Source organism: Paenibacillus mesophilus, from assembly GCF_005938385.1.
Classification (GTDB): domain Bacteria; phylum Bacillota; class Bacilli; order Paenibacillales; family NBRC-103111; genus Paenibacillus_AB; species Paenibacillus_AB mesophilus.
On sequence record NZ_VCRA01000015.1, the window covers coordinates 112,574 to 130,324 of the forward strand.

At 54.0% G+C, this 17,751-nt stretch carries 15 protein-coding genes; 4 read left to right on the forward strand and 11 right to left on the reverse strand.

Annotated features, from left to right (window positions below):
• Positions 1-15: 15 nt before the first annotated feature.
• Positions 16-390 carry a hypothetical protein gene (locus FE783_RS24130; protein ID WP_138881954.1) on the reverse strand — a complete coding sequence of 125 codons (375 nt, stop codon included), beginning with the start codon at positions 388-390 and terminating at the stop codon, positions 16-18.
• 189 nt (positions 391-579) lie between these two features.
• Between FE783_RS24130 and FE783_RS24135 the strand changes: the two genes are divergently transcribed.
• Positions 580-1,797 (forward strand): MFS transporter, encoded by a 1,218-nt coding sequence (locus FE783_RS24135; protein WP_138881955.1) that lies wholly within the window; start codon positions 580-582, stop codon positions 1,795-1,797.
• A gap of 120 nt (positions 1,798-1,917) precedes the next feature.
• Complete coding sequence (locus tag FE783_RS24140) at positions 1,918-4,416, forward strand: LuxR C-terminal-related transcriptional regulator (protein ID WP_138881956.1); 2,499 nt, start codon at positions 1,918-1,920, stop codon at positions 4,414-4,416.
• A gap of 166 nt (positions 4,417-4,582) precedes the next feature.
• Here the strand turns inward: FE783_RS24140 and FE783_RS24145 are convergent, their stop codons facing one another.
• The 10 genes from FE783_RS24145 to FE783_RS24185 all read right to left on the reverse strand — a co-directional run bounded on the left by FE783_RS24145 (position 4,583) and on the right by FE783_RS24185 (position 13,023).
• Positions 4,583-5,329 (reverse strand): Cna B-type domain-containing protein, encoded by a 747-nt coding sequence (locus FE783_RS24145; protein ID WP_138881957.1) that lies wholly within the window; start codon positions 5,327-5,329, stop codon positions 4,583-4,585.
• Between the two features lie 78 nt (positions 5,330-5,407).
• Positions 5,408-6,202 carry an HAD family hydrolase gene (locus FE783_RS24150; protein WP_238403240.1) on the reverse strand — a complete coding sequence of 265 codons (795 nt, stop codon included), beginning with the start codon at positions 6,200-6,202 and terminating at the stop codon, positions 5,408-5,410.
• The gene (locus FE783_RS38865) at positions 6,202-6,345 is read right to left on the reverse strand and encodes a hypothetical protein (RefSeq protein WP_338015895.1); all 144 of its coding nucleotides are present in this window, start codon (positions 6,343-6,345) and stop codon (positions 6,202-6,204) included. Before FE783_RS38865 ends, FE783_RS24150 begins: the two co-directional genes overlap by 1 nt.
• Positions 6,339-7,022 carry a carbohydrate ABC transporter permease gene (locus tag FE783_RS24155; RefSeq protein ID WP_338015896.1) on the reverse strand — a complete coding sequence of 228 codons (684 nt, stop codon included), beginning with the start codon at positions 7,020-7,022 and terminating at the stop codon, positions 6,339-6,341. The genes FE783_RS38865 and FE783_RS24155 overlap by 7 nt, the downstream gene beginning before the upstream one ends.
• A 27-nt stretch (positions 7,023-7,049) precedes the next feature.
• The gene (locus FE783_RS24160) at positions 7,050-8,018 is read right to left on the reverse strand and encodes a carbohydrate ABC transporter permease (protein WP_138881959.1); all 969 of its coding nucleotides are present in this window, start codon (positions 8,016-8,018) and stop codon (positions 7,050-7,052) included.
• A complete protein-coding gene (locus FE783_RS24165; protein WP_138881960.1) occupies positions 8,008-8,946 on the reverse strand; it encodes a C40 family peptidase in 939 nt (312 codons plus the stop codon). The genes FE783_RS24160 and FE783_RS24165 overlap by 11 nt, the downstream gene beginning before the upstream one ends.
• The gene (locus FE783_RS24170) at positions 8,943-10,043 is read right to left on the reverse strand and encodes a dipeptide epimerase (RefSeq protein ID WP_138881961.1); all 1,101 of its coding nucleotides are present in this window, start codon (positions 10,041-10,043) and stop codon (positions 8,943-8,945) included. The genes FE783_RS24165 and FE783_RS24170 overlap by 4 nt, the downstream gene beginning before the upstream one ends.
• An 18-nt stretch (positions 10,044-10,061) precedes the next feature.
• On the reverse strand, positions 10,062-11,372 hold the full coding sequence (locus tag FE783_RS24175) for an ABC transporter substrate-binding protein (RefSeq protein WP_138881962.1): 1,311 nt from the start codon (positions 11,370-11,372) through the stop codon (positions 10,062-10,064).
• Positions 11,373-11,547: 175 nt separating this feature from the next.
• Complete coding sequence (locus tag FE783_RS24180; protein ID WP_138882012.1) at positions 11,548-12,048, reverse strand: D-lyxose/D-mannose family sugar isomerase; 501 nt, start codon at positions 12,046-12,048, stop codon at positions 11,548-11,550.
• 192 nt (positions 12,049-12,240) lie between these two features.
• Positions 12,241-13,023, reverse strand: coding sequence for an alpha/beta fold hydrolase (locus FE783_RS24185; protein ID WP_138881963.1), 783 nt, complete (start codon positions 13,021-13,023; stop codon positions 12,241-12,243).
• Positions 13,024-13,282: 259 nt separating this feature from the next.
• Here FE783_RS24185 and FE783_RS24190 point away from each other — a divergent pair, with 259 nt between their 5' ends.
• Together FE783_RS24190 and FE783_RS24195 are read left to right on the forward strand one after the other, a co-directional pair.
• Positions 13,283-14,395, forward strand: coding sequence for an ATP-binding protein (locus FE783_RS24190; protein ID WP_138881964.1), 1,113 nt, complete (start codon positions 13,283-13,285; stop codon positions 14,393-14,395).
• Between the two features lie 289 nt (positions 14,396-14,684).
• Positions 14,685-17,732, forward strand: a complete 3,048-nt coding sequence (locus FE783_RS24195) for an ATP-binding protein (RefSeq protein WP_158302002.1) — start codon at positions 14,685-14,687, stop codon at positions 17,730-17,732.
• The last annotated feature ends 19 nt before the right edge of the window (positions 17,733-17,751 follow it).

The window sequence follows — 17,751 nt, forward strand, 5'->3', positions numbered from 1 at the left end:
TGCTCCCCCTTCTCTTCAGAAAAATATGGCTTCCACTAATCCTCGAATCGGAGAGGCAAACAGGATAAATACGATCCATAGTCCCGCCGTCGAACCGTGAAGCAGCTTCATGGAATACCCGTGACCTTTCCAAGTGCGCGAGAACAACCAGTAAAAGTAAACGAAGCATATAAAGAACGGAAACGTGATAAAGATGAAAACACCCATGGAGAGAAGGACGACGGAGAGCAGCCAGAGCCAGTATTTCACCAGCTTTCCAACCATTCGAAAAGCCGGAGGGTTGATAAACCTAGGTTGATCGGAGCTGGATATCATATGCTGCACTTCCCGCTGCATGGATATCGCACGCTGCACTTTCCGCTGTATCATCCTCCGCATCATACCTTTCATCGCCGCACCCCTATTCCTAATAATGGCATTATATGTTGATCGTACCATATCCTTATGCACGTGTGAACTGATTTCTCCATGACGTTCCGGTAATGGGATACTTACCGCTTCCGCACCGGAACTCCCCACATAAACAGGATAATTTATGCAAATAATAGAGAACAAAAATGTGGAGATGTTGGCCGTCCTATGAGTAAATTAGCGCTGCTTCGCGAGCCTAAACAAAGAAAACTGCTGTTCAGCACCGGCATCAGCTGGCTATTCGACGCGATGGATGTCGGCCTGGTGTCGTTTATCGTTGCCGCCCTTGCCGTGGAATGGAAGCTCGGACCGCAGCAGATCGGCCTGCTGACGGCCACGAATTCGGTTGGCATGGCCTTCGGCGCGGCAGTCGCCGGCTCGCTTGCGGATCGTTACGGCAGGCGGGCCGTGCTTATTTGGACACTTCTAATCTTTTCTATCGCGAGCGGATTGTCCGCGCTGGCGGCGAGCTTCGCCATGCTGTGCTACTTGCGGTTCATCGCCGGCTTCGGCTTGGGCGGAGAACTGCCGGTCGCTTCCACGCTCGTCTCCGAATCGGTCCCCCTGCACGATCGGGGGCGTGCGGTCGTTCTGCTGGAAAGCTTCTGGGCGGCCGGCTGGATCGTATCGGCACTGATCTCCTACTTCGTCATTCCCGCATACGGCTGGCGTACGGCTTTCCTGATCGGTGCATTGCCTTCTTTGTACGCTCTTGTATTAAGACGCAGCATCCAAGACCCGCCCCGGTACACCGGACTGCGAAGCGCCAGGCTGTCTTTTCGGCGGCGCCTCGCATCCGTCTGGTCGGCCAAATACCGCAGATCGACCGTTACGCTGTGGATTTTGTGGTTCACCGTCGTTTTCTCTTATTACGGAATGTTCCTGTGGCTGCCGACGGTCATGGTGCTGAAGGGCTTCAATCTCGTCAAAAGCTTTCAATATGTCCTGATCATTACGCTGGCGCAGCTTCCCGGTTATTTTACGGCCGCTTATTTGATCGAGAAGCTCGGCCGCAAATTCGTGCTGGTCACTTACTTGCTGATGACGGCGGTCAGCGCCGTATGGTTCGGCACCGCCGGTTCAGAGGGAATGCTCGTTTTGGCCGGGATGTGCCTGTCTTTCTTCAATCTGGGCGCCTGGGGCGCGATGTATGCCTACACGCCGGAGCTGTATCCGACGGCGATCCGTTCCACGGGCGTCGGGCTTGCCGCCTCATTCGGACGGATCGGGGGCGTAATCGGTCCGTACGTCGTAGGTATGCTTGTGGCGGGAGGAACGGCCGTTTCCGCCGTCTTCCTGTTGTTTTTCGCTTCAATTGTACTGGGAGCGCTCGCTGTGTTAGGGTTCGGCCAAGAAACGAAAGGAATGGATCCCGATGCCCAATAAGGCTCATTGCCGACCTGCGGATCAGGTGCGAATTTTGTTGTACCCCGTTGTTTATTCTGGGGATTCAATGGTACTATTTACCTAATGATTGATTTTGAATCTCCCAGGTGATCCCTTAATATGCAGCCGTCAAAGGCCGATCGGATGCAACGAATCGAAAGGAACATGGCCGATGGCCGTAACGCCAAAGCTTCATCCGCTTTCGAAGCCGCCACGCGATATTACCGTTCGGCGTTGGACCGGATCACGGCAGAAGATTGGAGCAGCACATTCGAGCTTTGCTTCGAACTCGGCTTGAACTATGCCGAATGCTTATATTTGAGCGGGAGCTCCCCCTCCTCGGAGAAGCTGCTGGACCAGTTGCTGCTTCGCGCAAGAAATCGTTTGGAGCGCGCACGCGTACATCGCCTTCAAATTACGCTGCACGTGAACAAAGGGAAGTTTGCCGAAGCGATTACGCTCGGCTTGCAAAGCTTGCAGCAGTTCAACGTCCGCATCCCCCGATACCCGGGTGCCGGTGCGGTCTCCAAAGAGAGAGCCGCCGCCAAGAAGCTCGCTGCGGCCGACATCGTCCGGTTGACCGCTTTGCCGCATGCAACGAATCCGGACGTATGCGCCATCGCCGATATGATCATGCTTCTGGCGTACCCCGCTCTTCTTACCGATAAAGACGTCTACTCCGTCATGATCGGCAAAATGCTCAATCTTTCCTTGAAGCACGGCAACACGCCCGCCTCCCTTGTCATATACGGTACGTTCGGGCTTCACCTCTGCAACGAGCTGGAGCATTACGAGGCCGGATTACGGCTGCTTAAAGCCGCCTATGCGCTGTCCGAAACCGCCTCGCATCCGGCAATACAGGGGAAGCTTGCGTATATGCTCGGCAAAGCGTTGTGCCAATGGGAGATGTCCGGGGAAGCCAATTCGGCTATGCTCCTCCATGCGGTGCGGCAATGTCTCGAAGCAGGCGACTTCGTTTACGCCGGGATGGCGATGACCGACCATGCCAACGCGGTATACGTTCATGGCACGTTGGAGCCGCTGTACCGTCTCGCGCAATCGTATTTGCTTACGATGCTGGAAACGAAAAACTCGTTCCGCCTTATGGCGTTCTGCAACTATATGCAGCTTGTCAGCGATTATCAAGGACTGACGAACGACTTTGCGAGTCCCGCCATGGAACGGCTGAACAAGCATTCCATGCGCAGCATGATCAAGGGCAAAGAATACCGCCCTATTCAGTTTTTTCGAAACTACACATACCGGTCCCAAATACACTATATACTGGGCAACTACCGGGAAGCCATCATGGCTGCCGAAGCGGCGCTCCCCTACATTCCCCGTGCCAGGCTTGTCCCGCATCTGCAAGAGCACCATTTCTTTTACGCGCTGTCCCTATGTGCGGCATGGGATACGTTTGCGGATAGCGAGAAGCCGGCAAGACGCGCATCTTTGAAACAACTCCATGGTCAAATGAAGCAATGGTCAGCCGTCAGCCCGGCAAACTACTTGCACAAGCACGAGCTTATATCCGCAGAGTTAGCCAGAATCGCCGGCCGCGAGTCGGAAGCGATCGGCCTCTACCACAAGTCGCTGCTATCCGCCCGCGAAGCCGGGCATGTCCAATGTGAAGCGATCGCAAGCGAGCTGTTCGCGAAATTTTACTTATCCAAAGGAATCGAGAAGGTCGCCCGCGTCTATTTGACCGATGCTTATGAGAGCTACATGGAGTGGGGGGCGATCGTGAAAGCCCGCTCGATGCTGGATCGTTACCCGGGCCTCGCGCCGAAGGAATCGACCGTAACCGATAGGGGAGGTACGGAGCCGGAATTGCCTAGCCTTCTGTCCAGTCATGCTTCCGACGAACGGAATTTGACCAGCGTTCTGAAGGCGGCTCAATCTTTTCTGGAGGAAGCCGACCTGGAGCAGCTGCTGTCCAAGCTTATCCATATCCTGATCGAGAACACCGGAGCCGAGAAAGGCTGCCTTCTCGTGGAGAGAGGGGAACAGCTGCTTGTGGAAATCGTCATGCTGCCGGATAACGGCAATGCGCCGTCCCTCGAATCCGTTCCGCTAGAGCAGTATCCGCATTTGGCGGGCGACGTAGTCCGTTATTCGGCCTCCTTCCTGACGGCCGTCAAGCTGGATAACGCCGGTATCGACGAGCGGTTCCGCGAAGACCGTTACATACGCGATCAGCGGCCGAAATCGATCGCGTGCCTGCCGGTAACGAAGCCCGGCCATCCGAACCTGCTGCTGTATTTGGAACACAGTACGGCCACGCACGCTTTCGCGTTGAATCGGGAAGATGTGCTGCAGCTGCTCGCCTTGCAGACGTATTATGTACGGACAATGCTGCAATCGGTCGAGAAAACGGTCGTCTCCGCTCAGGCGGCCGGCGTCACCCCGACACCCGTACTTGTCGATCCGCTGACCGCGAGGGAGCTGGAAGTGCTGAAGCTGATGGCCAAAGGGCTTTCCAATCAGGAAATCGGCGAGCAGATCGACATTGTCGTCGGCACGGTCAAAAACCATATCAAAAACATTTTCGGCAAGCTCGGCGTCAGCAAAAGAATGAAAGCCGTAGCGCAGGCCAAAGAATGGAAGCTGATCCATTAATTATCCCCCGGAAGTGAAGACCAGCTTCGCAGCTTATTCCTATTACTTCCGGGGGAGCCCCCGACTAAATATTCCCCTGAAAGTGAAGATCCGCTTCCGAGGGAGCACTCGACAAAAAAATGCCGCATGGAGCGGGCTTAAGCCCGAACCAGCGGCATCTTGTTCTTTATTCGAAATAAGTAAACTCCCATTCGCCTTCTTCTGCGCTCCATTTGGTCGCATCGGTATATTCCGGCACATCGGTAAACTCAAGCGTGTATTCCACTTCTTCGCCGGCTTTCAGATTTACCTTCAAGTCGGTGAAGTAGTGATTAGCTACTTGCTTGCCGTCGCCGGCATCGTTATACAAGAAGATTTTCACGTCAACCTTGTTTACGGTATCGATGTTTTTGCCGCCGACGTTTTTGAACTTGCCGATTGCTTTCAGTACGCCGTTCTCGTAACCGACGCTTGTTACTTCGAAATCGAGGGCGGCTTCGGCGGCCGGCTCTGCAGCCGGAGCGGGAGCCGGAGCTGCTTGCTCCTCGATGTAAGTGAATTCCCACTCGCCTTCTTCGGCGCTCCATTTGGTAGCATCCACATATTCCGGCACGCCGGTAAACTCAAGCGAATACTCGACGGACTCGGACGGCTTCAGGTTGACCTTCAAGTCGGAGAAATATTGGTGGGCCGCCTCCGTGCCGTCTCCGGCGTCATTGTACAAGAAAATTTTCACATCGACTTTATTGACGGTATCGATCGCTTTGTCCCCGGTGTTCTTGAAAATCCCGGTAGCCTTCAAAACGCCGTTCTCGTAACCGACTGCGGTTACTTCGAAATCCATGGCCGCGTCTGCGAATGCCGCCGACGAAACTCCAAACAACGATGCGAAGACGAGTAGTGCGGCTAAAACGTACTTCATACTCTTTTTCATCTGTTCTCTCCCGCTTTCTTTATGATACCTGTTCAGGCTAGTATCATTGTAATGATTTAAGTTGCAGGGAGCATGTCTCTAAAGTAATAGAGAGGAAGAAAAAGATTGGATGCAACCAGGCAGCTCTTCGATCCGATCCAGCACGTGGGTCGGGATATAGGCGGGAGGAAACGGAGTCGTTACGGCGAGCGGATGTTCCGCTTGCAGCTTCTCCTCGCATAATTGTAGAAACAGTGCGCTCTCCGACCGTTTCTGCGGTTCGAGCGCCCTAAGCGGTTCGGACAAGCCGCGATATATCAATACGGAAGGGACTCCCGATCGGTTGGCCAAATAAACGTCGTGATCGAGCCTGTCTCCCACATGAGCGACAATTTGCCCGCTTTCCCGAAGTCCACGGAAAATGCGTTCATCCGGTTTGCCGCAGCCCGCCAGCTCGGGGGTGACGATCTCGTCGAACAATCCGCTTATCCCCAATTGCTTCATGACCGGATACTGAAATTTATAAAATCCGTTCGTAACGGTCGCAAGCGAGAACCCTTGCTCTTTCAGCTTCATTAATGTTGGGATGACCGTTTCTTCCAGCAAATATATTTTGGGTGCCGTAGAATGCTTCAGCACGAGCTGCTCCACATCGATGGCAAGATCGAGCTTCAGCTCGTCCAGCAGCCGCCGGACCATATCGTCCCAATCATAGGCGTCCACCGTCCGGTTCTGCCCCATGCGCCGCTCATGCTCCCGGATAAGCGCTTCGGTCGACCGGAACGGGCGCTGCAGCCGGTTCGAGATGAGCTCCTCCACTTCCGGAAACACCCATTTGCCGAACGGATTTTGCATCAAGGTGCCGTCCAGATCGAACGTAATCCACTTCTTCATCACTTGACCGCCCCCGTCGTCATTCCTTCGATAAATTGTCTGGATGCAAATAGAAACGCCAATATCATCGGAAGCGAAGACAAAGTCAAGCCGCAGAACAGCAAGTTCCAGTCCGTGTCGTATTCGCCGAACAGCGTCAGCATGCCGAGCGGGATCGTCCCGAGCTCCGTGCTTTTAATGAAGATAAGCGGGTAAAAGAAATCGTTCCATATCCGATCAGATCGACGATGCTGACGGTCGCCAAGGCCGGTCTCATGAGCGGCAGCACGATTTTGTAATACACCTGGAAATCGTTGCAGCCGTCGATCCGCGCGCTCTGGTCCAAATCTTTGGGCAGCGTCCGGAAAAACCCGTAAAACACGAATACGGCAAACGAAATGTGGCCTGCTACATAGACGATAATCAGCGAGCTATGCGTATCCAGCAGCTTCAGCTTCAGCATCATCATGTACAGCGGCGAGATCGCCAGCTTCATAGGAAGCATCAGCCCCAGCATGAAGAAGAACAGCAGGAAGCCGTTCCAGCGAAACGAATACCTCGCCACATAAAAGGCCGCCATGGACGATACGAGCAAGATGAGCAGCACGGATACGGCGCTTATGTACAAGCTATTCAGAAAATAGTCGGCGAAATGGACTTTTTTCCACACCGATATATAGTTTACCAATGAAAAGCTGCTTGGAAGCCCGAGCGGATGCGTAATAATTTCTTGCTTCGTCTTGAAGGAAGAGGCGATCATCAGAAAGATCGGGTATAGGGAAATGAAAGCGAAGAAGGACAAGACGATATACTTTCCCGTTTGTTGCAGCCGCAGCGCCATAGGCTACCTCCTGTCACAGATTTCCAATCAATGCTCGACTTCCTTCCGTTTGAAGAAATACATCGAAACCGCCGTAGCCCCGGAAATCAGCAGCAGCAGGATGACGGCCAGCGCCGAGCCCAAGCCGATCGATTCTCCTCCGCCTACCGAACCGAAGGCCAGCCGGTAGAAGTAAAGGCCGAGCACATCCGTCGAATAGTACGGTCCGCCTGACGAGCCTTGCATCGCAAAGATGAGCTCGAACGTTTCGAAAGCGCCGATAAACGTCAATATCGACATAATCATAATGGAAGGCATGGCGAGCGGAATCGTAATCTTATAGATCATCTTGAAGCCCGAGGCTCCGTCTATTCTCGCCGCCTCGTAAACTTCCTGCGATATCGCCTGCAGGCCGACGAGGAAAATCAGAACGGCGAAGCCGAAGCCGTACCAGCTGTTGACGAGGATGATCGCGTAAAGCGCCGTGTTCGGGTCTCCGAGCCATGGCTTGGCGAGCTCCTCGAGTCCGATGACCCGGAGCAGCGTATTTAACGCGCCGTAGGTCGGATTCAGAATCAAACTGAACAAGAAGCCGACTACGATGACGGAGAGCAGCTTCGGAACGAAGAAGATTGTTTTGAACAGCTCTTTCCCGCGAATTTTGCTGTTGATCAGCATCGCCAATATAAAGGCGACAACCAGCTTGCTCAGCATGACGCCAATAAAAAACACGATATTATGTCCGAGCGCCCGGACGAATGTCTCCTTGAACGGAGACTCGGTAAACAGCCGGATGAAATTTTGCAGGCCGATGAACGACCCTCTCGTAAGTCCTTTCCACGAGAAAAAACTGTTGAGCAGAGCCTGGAAAATCGGATAGATCATAAATGTTGCGTAAAAGAGGAGAGCCGGCAGCAAAAAAAGATGGACCCCATGTTTCGCGAACCGCCTTTTATGGTTGACTGGCGGCCTATAAAGGTTCGTTTCCTCCGCTCGTTCGATCGTATTACCCGGCATAGGCGGCGCCCTCCCCCCAATATCGTTTCGATAAGCAATGCTCTTTCCCGAGCTTCCCTTCGTCCAGCGGCACCGTCTCTACAGCGCCTCTCGAATCCGGAGAATGAATCATGCGGCCGTCCCCGATGTAGATGCCGACGTGGTGAATATGGCCCTTTCCTTCATCCGCTGCAAAAAAGACCAGGTCCCCCGGCGCAAGATGGTCCCGCGCTATCGTATCGCCATACCGGGCTTGGTCCGAAGCGTCGCGGGGAATCGCGATGCCTTGCGACCTGTGCATCATATAGGCGAAGCCCGAGCAGTCGAAGCCGAAGGAAGACAACCCGCCCCACAAGTAAGGCAGTCCCGTAAACTTGACCGCTTCTTCTGCGATGCTCCTCCCCGTATGGGCCGGCAACGATCCGCACTTTGCCGGATCGCGAGCGATCTCCGCTTCTTTCCGGCTGAGCAGTCCTTCTCCGACCGGCGTAATCACCCTTATCGCGTCGGCGGTCACCTCCAATAGGGGAAGCCGGGTTAAATAGCTGAGCTCCAGCTCCTTCGAGCCAAGCGTGAGCGTTGCCCGCATCGCCCGCACTTCGGCCCATGCCGCACCGACCGGTCGGCTTGGCGGCTCCGCCAGCTGACATTTAGGCATCCAGCCGGGATAGCCGTCTACATGCTTCGACGTCATCTGCCCGGGAATATAAACTAGAACCCAATCGCCCCGCTCCTCCCCGACGAACAGCTCCGTACCGAACAGAACCTGCGTCTGCACCCGATTGTCGTCGGACAAATTCAGCTTGTCCGGTACGGTCAGCGCGCCGATCCAGCCGCTTATATCCGCCGGGTTTTGCAATGCCGGTTCGTCCAGACGTCTCGGCGATTCCGGCGATGTCCAGACGGTTGCTACGGATACGGCCGCAAGCATCCTGGCGAGCGCACTCATAGCGCAGCCTCCGTCTCTCGAGGCACCACATTGCGAATGCCAAGCCCCGCCGCGCGGGGAAGCAGCATATTCGGCCCGTCGTACTCGACTCCGCCATCCACCGTGTCGTAGAGCAGCATAAGCGGCGCATCGAGATCCACCCGTGTAATATTTTTTTTGCTTGCTGCGAAGTGAGCCGCCGCGGTGACGGCAACGCGCGATTCGATCATGCTGCCCACCATGCATTCCATGCCGAACTGCTCCGCCATCTGATTGATGAGCTGGGCGTAATAGATGCCTCCGGACTTCATCAGCTTAATATTGAGCATATCCGCCGCACGGCGCCTAATGATGTCGAAAGCCTGAAGCGGCGAGAACACGCTTTCGTCCGCCATGACCGGCGTCTCGACGGCATCCGTAACGGTCTTCAAGCCGTCGATGTCATGCGCCTTTACCGGCTGCTCCACCAGCTCGATGTCGAGCCCCATATCCTCCATCCGGCGTATCGACCGGACCGCTTCCTTCGGCTGCCAGCCTTGGTTCGCATCGACCCGGATTTTGATGTCTTTGCCGACCCGCCGCCGGACTTCCCGGATCCGTTCGATGTCCCGCTCGATCGAATCTTTGCCGACCTTGATTTTCAGCACCGTAAACCCGTTTCTCGCGTAGGCCGCCGCATCGTCCCCCATCTCTTCGGGGGTATTGACGCTGACCGTGAAATCCGTCTCCAGCTTGTCCCTATAGCCGCCGAGAAACTGATACAACGGCATTTGAGCGCATTGGCTCACCAAATCGTAGACGGCCATATCGACGGCCGCTTTGGCGCTGCTTGCGCCCGCCATCGATTGATGGACGGACTGCAGCAGCTGCTCGTAGGCCAGCACGCTTCTCCCGATCAAGAGCGGAGCGAACGTATAGGCAACGGCCGCTTCGATGCTTTCCATGCTTTCCCCGGTAATGACGACGGTGGGAGGAGCTTCCCCCCAACCGGTCCTCCCGTCGTTCAATGTCATCCGAACCAATACCGATTCCGCCCGGGATACGGTGCGCAGCGCCGTCTTAAACGGTTTGACGAGCGGAACGGATTGGCGCATGACGTCGATGCCGCTTATTTCCATCGTATGTTCTCCCGGTCTTTATTTGGCTTGCGGCTTGAACCATTTGGCGGCGGAAGCTTGCGTATCCTCGGCCACTTTGTCGACCGTCAGCTTGCCGATATACATGCCCTGCAGCGAATCTTCGAACGTCGTCTTCGTCGTCGGCGTGCCTTGGCTGAAGTGGGTCAGCAGCAAGTACGGCGTACTGTTTTTCTCGCTTTGGGCCGCCATTTTCTTGAGCAGCGGGTGCTTCGGTTCGACTCCTTTAATCGGGCTGACCCGGGTGAGCGTGTCGCTGAACAGCTGGCCGAACTTCTTGGAGGCGACGAATTCGATGAACTTCGCGGCCTGCTCCTGGTGCTTAGAGCTTTTGGCAATGCCGTAGGAACCGTCCACCCACGTCGTAATTTGCGCCGGATCTCCTTTTTTGGCGGCGAAGCCGGGGATATAATCGATCGGGAAAGCAACCTTGTTCGCTTCGAACGTTTCCAGCCTGTGGCTTCCGTTTATGTACATGGCAGCTTTGCCGGTGTAGAACAGCGCCTGCGCATCTTTGTCCTCGATCGCGACGAAATCTTTCGGGAAATAAGCTTCGAGCTGCTTCATCCGTTTGATCGAATCGACGAATTTGGCGTCTTTGAAATTGACGGACCCTTTAAGCAGCGACTGGACGAACTCGTTGCCTCCGTAAGCGCTTGCACCGATAACCGTATGAGTCATCGACAGCAAGTAAGCGGCTTTGCCGGATTGGGCGATCGGCGTAATGTTTTTCGCCTTCAACGCATCGCTTACTTTAAGAAAATCGTCCCACGTCTCGGGAACCTGCAGGCTGTTGTCGTCAAACAGCTTCTTGTTGTAGAAAATGACCGCGTTGTTCAGCATGAACGGAATGCCGTATACTTTGCCGTCGCCGCCTCTGGCCGCGTCCAAATAGCTGCTCGGAATATTCTCGATCCCTTTCACCTTGTCCACGGCGGTCAAATAGTTCGCATCGGCCAGCGCTTTCGCCCCGTCGTAAGGACGCAGCTGCAGGATGTCCACGCCCGTCCCCGACTGCAGGGCGTTCGTCACGATCGTATTGTATTCCGTCGATTTGAAGGGCTTGAATTCCACCTTGATGCCCGGATTGTCCTTCTCGAACTCCTCGATAATTTTGGCGTAGCCGTCTTTGTCTTCCGGTCTCCAGCTGTACATGACCAGCTTCACCGGGTCTCCTTTCGGCTTCGCGACTTCCCCGCCCGACGCCGCTTTGGAATCGGTCCCAGTGGTAGCGCTTCCATTTCCGCAGGCACTAATGACGGAGGCCAGCAGCAAAAGCACGGAGCTGAAATAGAGCTTGTTCTTTTTCATACGATCATGCCCCTTCCTATCGATTTACAATTTCTTAATATGATTATATAAATAAAATATCATTTTGCAAGCGTTTTTAAGAAATTTTATTTCTTTACTTTATAGGTCTCCCTCAAAAATGACGTAAAAATAACCGAGCGATCGCCGCTCGGCATTATGTGTAAAAGGATTGCGTTTAGTTTTCGCCGCTTTCCGGAATACGCCGTATTCGCGGATCGGTAAAAATATCGAGATCGTCGCGGCTCGTGCTGGAAAATTCGGATACGACGGCTCCGTCCTCCCCAGCCTGGAACCAATGCAGCGTATTCGGCGCTATCGTATACTGTTCGCCGGGGTGAAGCACAATTTCGCAATAGACGGTATAATACGGTTCGCTTCCGGCAGGTACCTTCGCTTGAATGGTTGATGCCCGTTCCCCTTCGACATACAAATAAACTTTGCCCCATCTGCACCGGAACGTCTCCATCTTCCCCATATGGGCTCCGACCGTCGGATGCTTATGCTCCGGACAGGTTTGTCCCGGAAACAGCGCCAGTTCTTTGGCGCAGTACCGTTCGTTATTAATGTACGTGAACAATTCCAGTCCTTCGAGCTCCAAGTTCCCCAATCCGAATTCGGCGATTTCGATTTGCTTCTGATCGATCGGAGTGAGCACAATTCCGGCTTTCACGAACATGGATGCCGCGCGCTGCCTTGCAAGCAGCTCATCCTTTATGGATAACAACACGATCACTTCCCATCCCGCATTAAACGTTGTTTTTAAACATTACAATGTTCGTTTTCATCATAATTTTACCGGATGAACATCGAATTGTCCAGAAACAATCCAGCTTATGCGGTCGCAACCGTAAGAAATGGACGGCACCCTTCAGCCGATGAAACGGTGAATTTCCTCTATTATTTTGCGATACTCCTGAGTAAACAGGCCGTGCCCCGCATCGGGGAACAGGACCAGCTTCGAGCCGGCAATGCGCCCGTTCAATAGTTTGGCGTGCTTCGGAGTGAATACCCAGTCTTTCTCGCCGTGAACAATAAGAGTCGGCGCCGTGATCCGTCCGAGTCTTTCGTACGAATCGAAAGCTCTGCTGGCCCGTTTATGCATGTCCACGGTTCTGGGGTCCGGGGGGGCGTTCCGTACCCGCTCGACGAATGCCCGGATTTGTTCCGGATTTTGTTTCATGTACTCTTTGGAATAAAGCATGTTCAGCGTGCTCTGCGCAGAGAATCCGGTTTTTTTTCGCATCAGCCGCATGACCATCCGCCAAGTAGGCAGCACCCGGGTGACCCCGCAGGTCGTACAGCATAGGATCAGCTTCGCCACGCGCTCGGGGTATTCGATCGCAATTTCCTGTGCGATCATCCCGCCCATCGATTGTCCGAATATATGCGCCTTGTCGATGCCGAGCGCATCCATCAACCCGACGACGTCTTTGGCCATATCCGCTATACCGTACGCCACCTCCGGAACATCACTCCGGCCAGTTCCGCGATTATCGAGCATAATGAGACGGTTTCTTTCGCTTAGCGCGGCCTTGATTGACGGGTTCCACCAGTCCATGTTGCTGTCTTTTCCCATAATCGCGATTAACGGATATCCTTCCCCCGTTGATTCGTAGCATATGTTCACGCCGTTAACGTGCACTTTCTCCACTTCGTCCCACTCCCCCGCATCGTAATCTCACTCGCTTATGAACGACACCCCTTCACTATATTCCGCTTGAAAGGAAATGGCTTGTATGGACACCGCCAAGTCGTCCGTTTCCGTAAAAAATAGGTTTAGACAGTCGTGCTCCCCTATTTACATGCATAATAAAGTCGGATAAAATATACGTAAACACGAAATTACGTAATTTAATAATAATATTACAGACTGCTTCGTGTTAGGTAAATCCCAAAGGAGTGTGACTACGTTGAATCGAGACTATGGCGCCGAATTGGACGCATTGAAGGCAAGCATGGCGGAGCTCGAAAGGCTTGTCTTGCAAATGGCCGGCCCTGATGGAAAAGCTTCGGCCGGAGGAGCCGACCGGTTGGAGAAGGAAGTTATCCCGCAGGAATGCGGTGCGGAATCCGTCATTTACTTCTCGGGGTCTTACCGCAGCGGCGATATAACCGTACGATTCGAACCGCAGCAGCGGCATTCGGACGAGTTGCTCGGACTAAGCAGGGTCAAGGCGGCCAAGGTGCTTTCCGCACTTGGACATAAGCAGCGGCTCGATTTGCTGCTTGAGCTGTGGAAGGAGCCTCTTACCGGGGCGGAGCTTGTGGAGCGGCTGAATATGGGGACTACGGGGCAGCTGTACCATCATTTGAAGGCATTGACCGGGGCCGATTTGCTCGCCCAGGAGGAGCGAAGCGGCGGACGTTATACGATTCCGGCACACCGCCGGTTTCCGATTTTGCTGCTATTGTCGGCCGTATCGGATTTGATCGACACAAGCGACTATATCGATATGACGGAGGCGCGCAATGAAGCGCAAAGCTATTTGGGAGCCGCGACGAAGGATGGATACGACCTTCATCAGCTCCTGTGGGCGGTCGTCAGCAATTCGGTCCTGGAGCATCAGAACGGCACCTGCAGCGAGGTGGGCATTTATTTGCACGATGACGGCAGCGCAACCGTTGCGGATAACGGCCGGGGCCTCCCGACCCGCTTGCTGCCGCAAACCGGCCAGCCGGCGGTGCAATCCGTATTGACCAAGCTCGATCTGTTCGGCGATTCCAGCCAAACGTTCATGGCCCCCGGGGCCGAGAAAGGGATCAGCATCGCGGTCGTCAATGCGTTGTCCCGCGCATTAAGCGTTGAAATCCGGCGAGACGGCGGAATTTACCGGCAAGAATACCGGCACGGCGTTCCGCAATCCGGCCTGATGACGGTCGGCGAGACGAATGAGACCGGCACGAGCGTCACGTTCAGACCCGATCCGGAGCTGTTCTCGGGCCGGTTCGATAAAGCGAAGATTGAGGCTCGGGCCACCGAGCTGCGAGAAGCGTACCCCGGGCTGGGCATCCGTGTTCGGTAGGCTTCGCACTCGAACAAGGAACTGCGTGCGTGCAGTTCCTTTCATTTTGTAACCGGTGAGATTATTGGTAATGCTCCGGGACAAAAATGCTATATTTTACATATAAACGAGAGACATAGGAGGTTGACGAATGCCCATCGGTCCCTTTTTATCCGGAGCAAAGAGGGGTTTCATCCGATATGCCGCATATTTGCCGCTTCTCTTCTTACTTGGAATCTGCTTTCCGATCCTATTCGGAGATCGTACGGGGGCGGAAAACCTCCGGTTTACTACTATTGGAGAAGACAACATGTGGGAAGTTCATCTCGGAGACTTTGCCTCGGTTCAAGGGCTGCCGGTCCCCGATCCCGATGCTTCCTGGCAGCCTTTCGACGACCGGATGACGCCATTCCCGCCCATTCCCCGGCAATATGAAGGCATATACTGGATGCGCATCCCGATTCCGCAGCTCGGCGACATCCAAGACCCGCAGCTATTTATGCGGGGTTATAAGCATATTCAAATCTTTGTGGAAACCCGGTTGATTTATGAATTCAATATGGAACATCCCGATCCGAAGGTGAACAAATTTTTACATTGGGGACTTGCACCGCTCCAAAGCTCGGATCATGGCAACATGCTCTATGTCCGGATTCTTCAAACCGATAACGATCCGTTAATGGGCAGCTTCCTCTTGGGATCGCGAGCGGATGTTTACGTCAATATGATCAAGAGGGACTTGCTGCGAGTTATCCTCTGCGTCATGTTTTTGTTCCTGGCCGCAGTTTCCTTCGTTCTTCATGCCAATAGCCGAAAACATTCGCTTTATTTTCATTTTGGCGTTCTGGCATCATGCGCGGCATATGGGGCTATCGGGAGAGCCCAGGTGCTTCAGCTCGTTGCCGATTATCCGCTTTTCGTTTATTTGCAGGATGTTGCACTGCCGATAGGCGCATGCTCTTTATTTCTTTTTCTTGGCGGTATGTATGAGCGGCGGATTCGCGCCTTTTCCCGTTATGCGGCTTTGCTGATGGCTGTCTTCGTCCCCGTTGCGGGTATTGCGGCTTTTGTCGATGCAGACTTATACCGGTATATGGTCGCCAACATTTTTATTTATGCGGCTCTGGGCTCCGTCCTGGTCCTAATCGGCCTGCTCGTTGCCTCCTTTATTCGGCACAGGGACGCCGAAACGCTCTGGGTGCTGACAGGCTGCTTCTGGTTATGCTTGTTCGCCTTTCTGCACCATGTCCAAATGAGCTTGGTGTCCTATGATTTTATGATGTTCCGGTATTGGCCGGGACTGACCACCTATTTCAATGAAACGTTGATCATTATCGGCGTCATGCTGTTCGTACTCTCGCTCGGCGTAGTGCTCGTCCTTCGCCTTGCCCTTACTCAGAGGAAATTGGGGCATTATGCCGAGGAGCTGGAAATCAAAAACAATCAGCTTCTGAAGCTGGATAAGCTGAAGGACGACTTTCTTGCACGAACATCCCACGAACTGCGAACTCCCTTATACGGAATGATCGGTCTGGCCGAAACGTTAATCGATCATCCCGCGATTTCGGGCCATGAAGCAACGGTACACCGCATGTCGCTGCTTATCGCCAGCGGGAGGAGGTTGTCCCGTCTGATTAACGATATTTTGGACCTGTCCAAAATGAAGCACGACGATTTGCAAATAAACGTTCGACCGACCGATATTCGGCAAGCGGCGGATATTGTCGTCATGCTGCTGCAAGCGCAGGCTTCCAAGAAGCGGGTCCGGTTCGTTAACGGCATCTCATCGGGACTTCCCGCCGCTGCGGCGGATGAGGACCGGCTGGAGCAAATCTTGTTCAATCTAATCGGGAATGCCATTAAATTTACCGACGATGGAGAGGTGCGATTGGCGGCGGAAGTGGACGGCAATCTGCTGCGAATATGTGTGTCCGACACGGGAATCGGCATACCCCAGCAGGATCAGGCGACTGTTTTTGACGCGTTCGCCCAAGCGGGAAACTCACTTGGAGCCTTCGCGGGCACGGGACTCGGCCTCACGGTCACGAAGCGGCTGGTAGAGCTCCACGGCGGCACACTTTCGCTCCGTTCCGAGTCGGGGGCCGGCAGTACGTTCTGCTTCACCCTTCCTGTATGGAAAACGGAGCAGCGTTCCTATGCCGGGCCGGCGCTTCATGACGAGCAGAACGATCATTCGGGTATGTCAATCTTGCATCAGCCATCCTTGGATTGGAGAACAGTCGACTTGGAGCCGAACCCGGCTAATTCAAGCAAATATAAAATATTGATCGTCGACGATGAGCCGGTCAATCTGGAGGTGCTTGTCGCACAGCTGCAAACGGAGTATGACGTCATTCCGGTGGAAAGCGCGGAAGCGGCACTCCAATGGATGGCGGAAGGCGGCATACCGGATTTGATGATAACCGACATCATGATGCCCAAAGTAAACGGCTTTGAATTGTGTGCCCGAATACGCCAAACTTACCGGGACGTGGAGATCCCGATCCTGATGTTGACGGCCAAGGCACTTCCGGAAGACGTCGTGGAAGGTCTGGATATGGGTGCCAACGATTATTTGCCGAAGCCCGTTTACAAAAAAGAGCTGCTGTCGAGAATCAAGACGCACTTGAAAATATCCAAACTAACTCTCTCCCTCGAGGAAGAAGTCCGCATCCGTACGGCGGATCTGGAAGAAACGAATAGGCAGCTGCAAGCCTCGATCAAAGAAACGATAAGGGCCGTGGAAGAAGTCGTCAGCCTGGAAGAGCGAAATCGGGTAGCCCATGAAATTCACGATACGGTCGGTCATACGCTCACGGCAACTATCGTCCAGCTTGAAGCGACCAAACGGCTGCTTGTCAAAGACATTGAAACAGCCCGCACCAAGCTCGACAGCGCCCAACAATTGGTTCGCAAAGGGCTCGAAGACATTCGAAGCGTCGTTCGAATGATGCGGGACGATGTGCTGAACAACGATCTATCGGAAAGCTTGACCAAACTGATCGCCGACACCGAAAGCATTACGGGAATTCATGTCGACTGCCGGATCGAGCCGCTTCCCGTTCTGCCGCCGCTGCTGAAGAAAGCGGTCTACCATGCGCTTCAAGAAGGGTTAACGAACGGATTGAAGCACGGGGCAAGCACTCACTTTCAATTCCAGCTTGGTGTTCGTGAAGGCCGGCTGCATTTTTCACTATACAATAACGGCAAGCCGCTATCACAAGCCGCTTATGGGTATGGCTTATCCGCAATGCGCGAGCGGATACGAAATTTTAACGGTACGATGGAAGTTAAGTCCGCTTCGGATTCGGGGTGCGAATTAATCCTTACCGTTCCTCTTACTATGACGACGAACTAATCCTTCTTCAGGAGAGCAG

Excerpts from the sequence above, each read along its gene's own strand:
- FE783_RS24130 (WP_138881954.1), bottom strand. The coding sequence starts at position 390 with ATGAAAGGTATGATGCGGAGGATGATACAGCGGAAAGTGCAGCGTGCG.
- FE783_RS24135 (WP_138881955.1), top strand. The coding sequence starts at position 580 with ATGAGTAAATTAGCGCTGCTTCGCGAGCCTAAACAAAGAAAACTGCTG.
- FE783_RS24140 (WP_138881956.1), top strand. The coding sequence starts at position 1,918 with ATGCAGCCGTCAAAGGCCGATCGGATGCAACGAATCGAAAGGAACATG.
- FE783_RS24145 (WP_138881957.1), bottom strand. The coding sequence starts at position 5,329 with ATGAAAAAGAGTATGAAGTACGTTTTAGCCGCACTACTCGTCTTCGCA.
- FE783_RS24150 (WP_238403240.1), bottom strand. The coding sequence starts at position 6,202 with ATGAAGAAGTGGATTACGTTCGATCTGGACGGCACCTTGATGCAAAAT.
- FE783_RS38865 (WP_338015895.1), bottom strand. The coding sequence starts at position 6,345 with ATGCTGACGCTGTTCGGCGAATACGACACGGACTGGAACTTGCTGTTC.
- FE783_RS24155 (WP_338015896.1), bottom strand. The coding sequence starts at position 7,022 with ATGGCGCTGCGGCTGCAACAAACGGGAAAGTATATCGTCTTGTCCTTC.
- FE783_RS24160 (WP_138881959.1), bottom strand. The coding sequence starts at position 8,018 with ATGCCGGGTAATACGATCGAACGAGCGGAGGAAACGAACCTTTATAGG.
- FE783_RS24165 (WP_138881960.1), bottom strand. The coding sequence starts at position 8,946 with ATGAGTGCGCTCGCCAGGATGCTTGCGGCCGTATCCGTAGCAACCGTC.
- FE783_RS24170 (WP_138881961.1), bottom strand. The coding sequence starts at position 10,043 with ATGGAAATAAGCGGCATCGACGTCATGCGCCAATCCGTTCCGCTCGTC.
- FE783_RS24175 (WP_138881962.1), bottom strand. The coding sequence starts at position 11,372 with ATGAAAAAGAACAAGCTCTATTTCAGCTCCGTGCTTTTGCTGCTGGCC.
- FE783_RS24180 (WP_138882012.1), bottom strand. The coding sequence starts at position 12,048 with ATGTTCGTGAAAGCCGGAATTGTGCTCACTCCGATCGATCAGAAGCAA.
- FE783_RS24195 (WP_158302002.1), top strand. The coding sequence starts at position 14,685 with ATGTGGGAAGTTCATCTCGGAGACTTTGCCTCGGTTCAAGGGCTGCCG.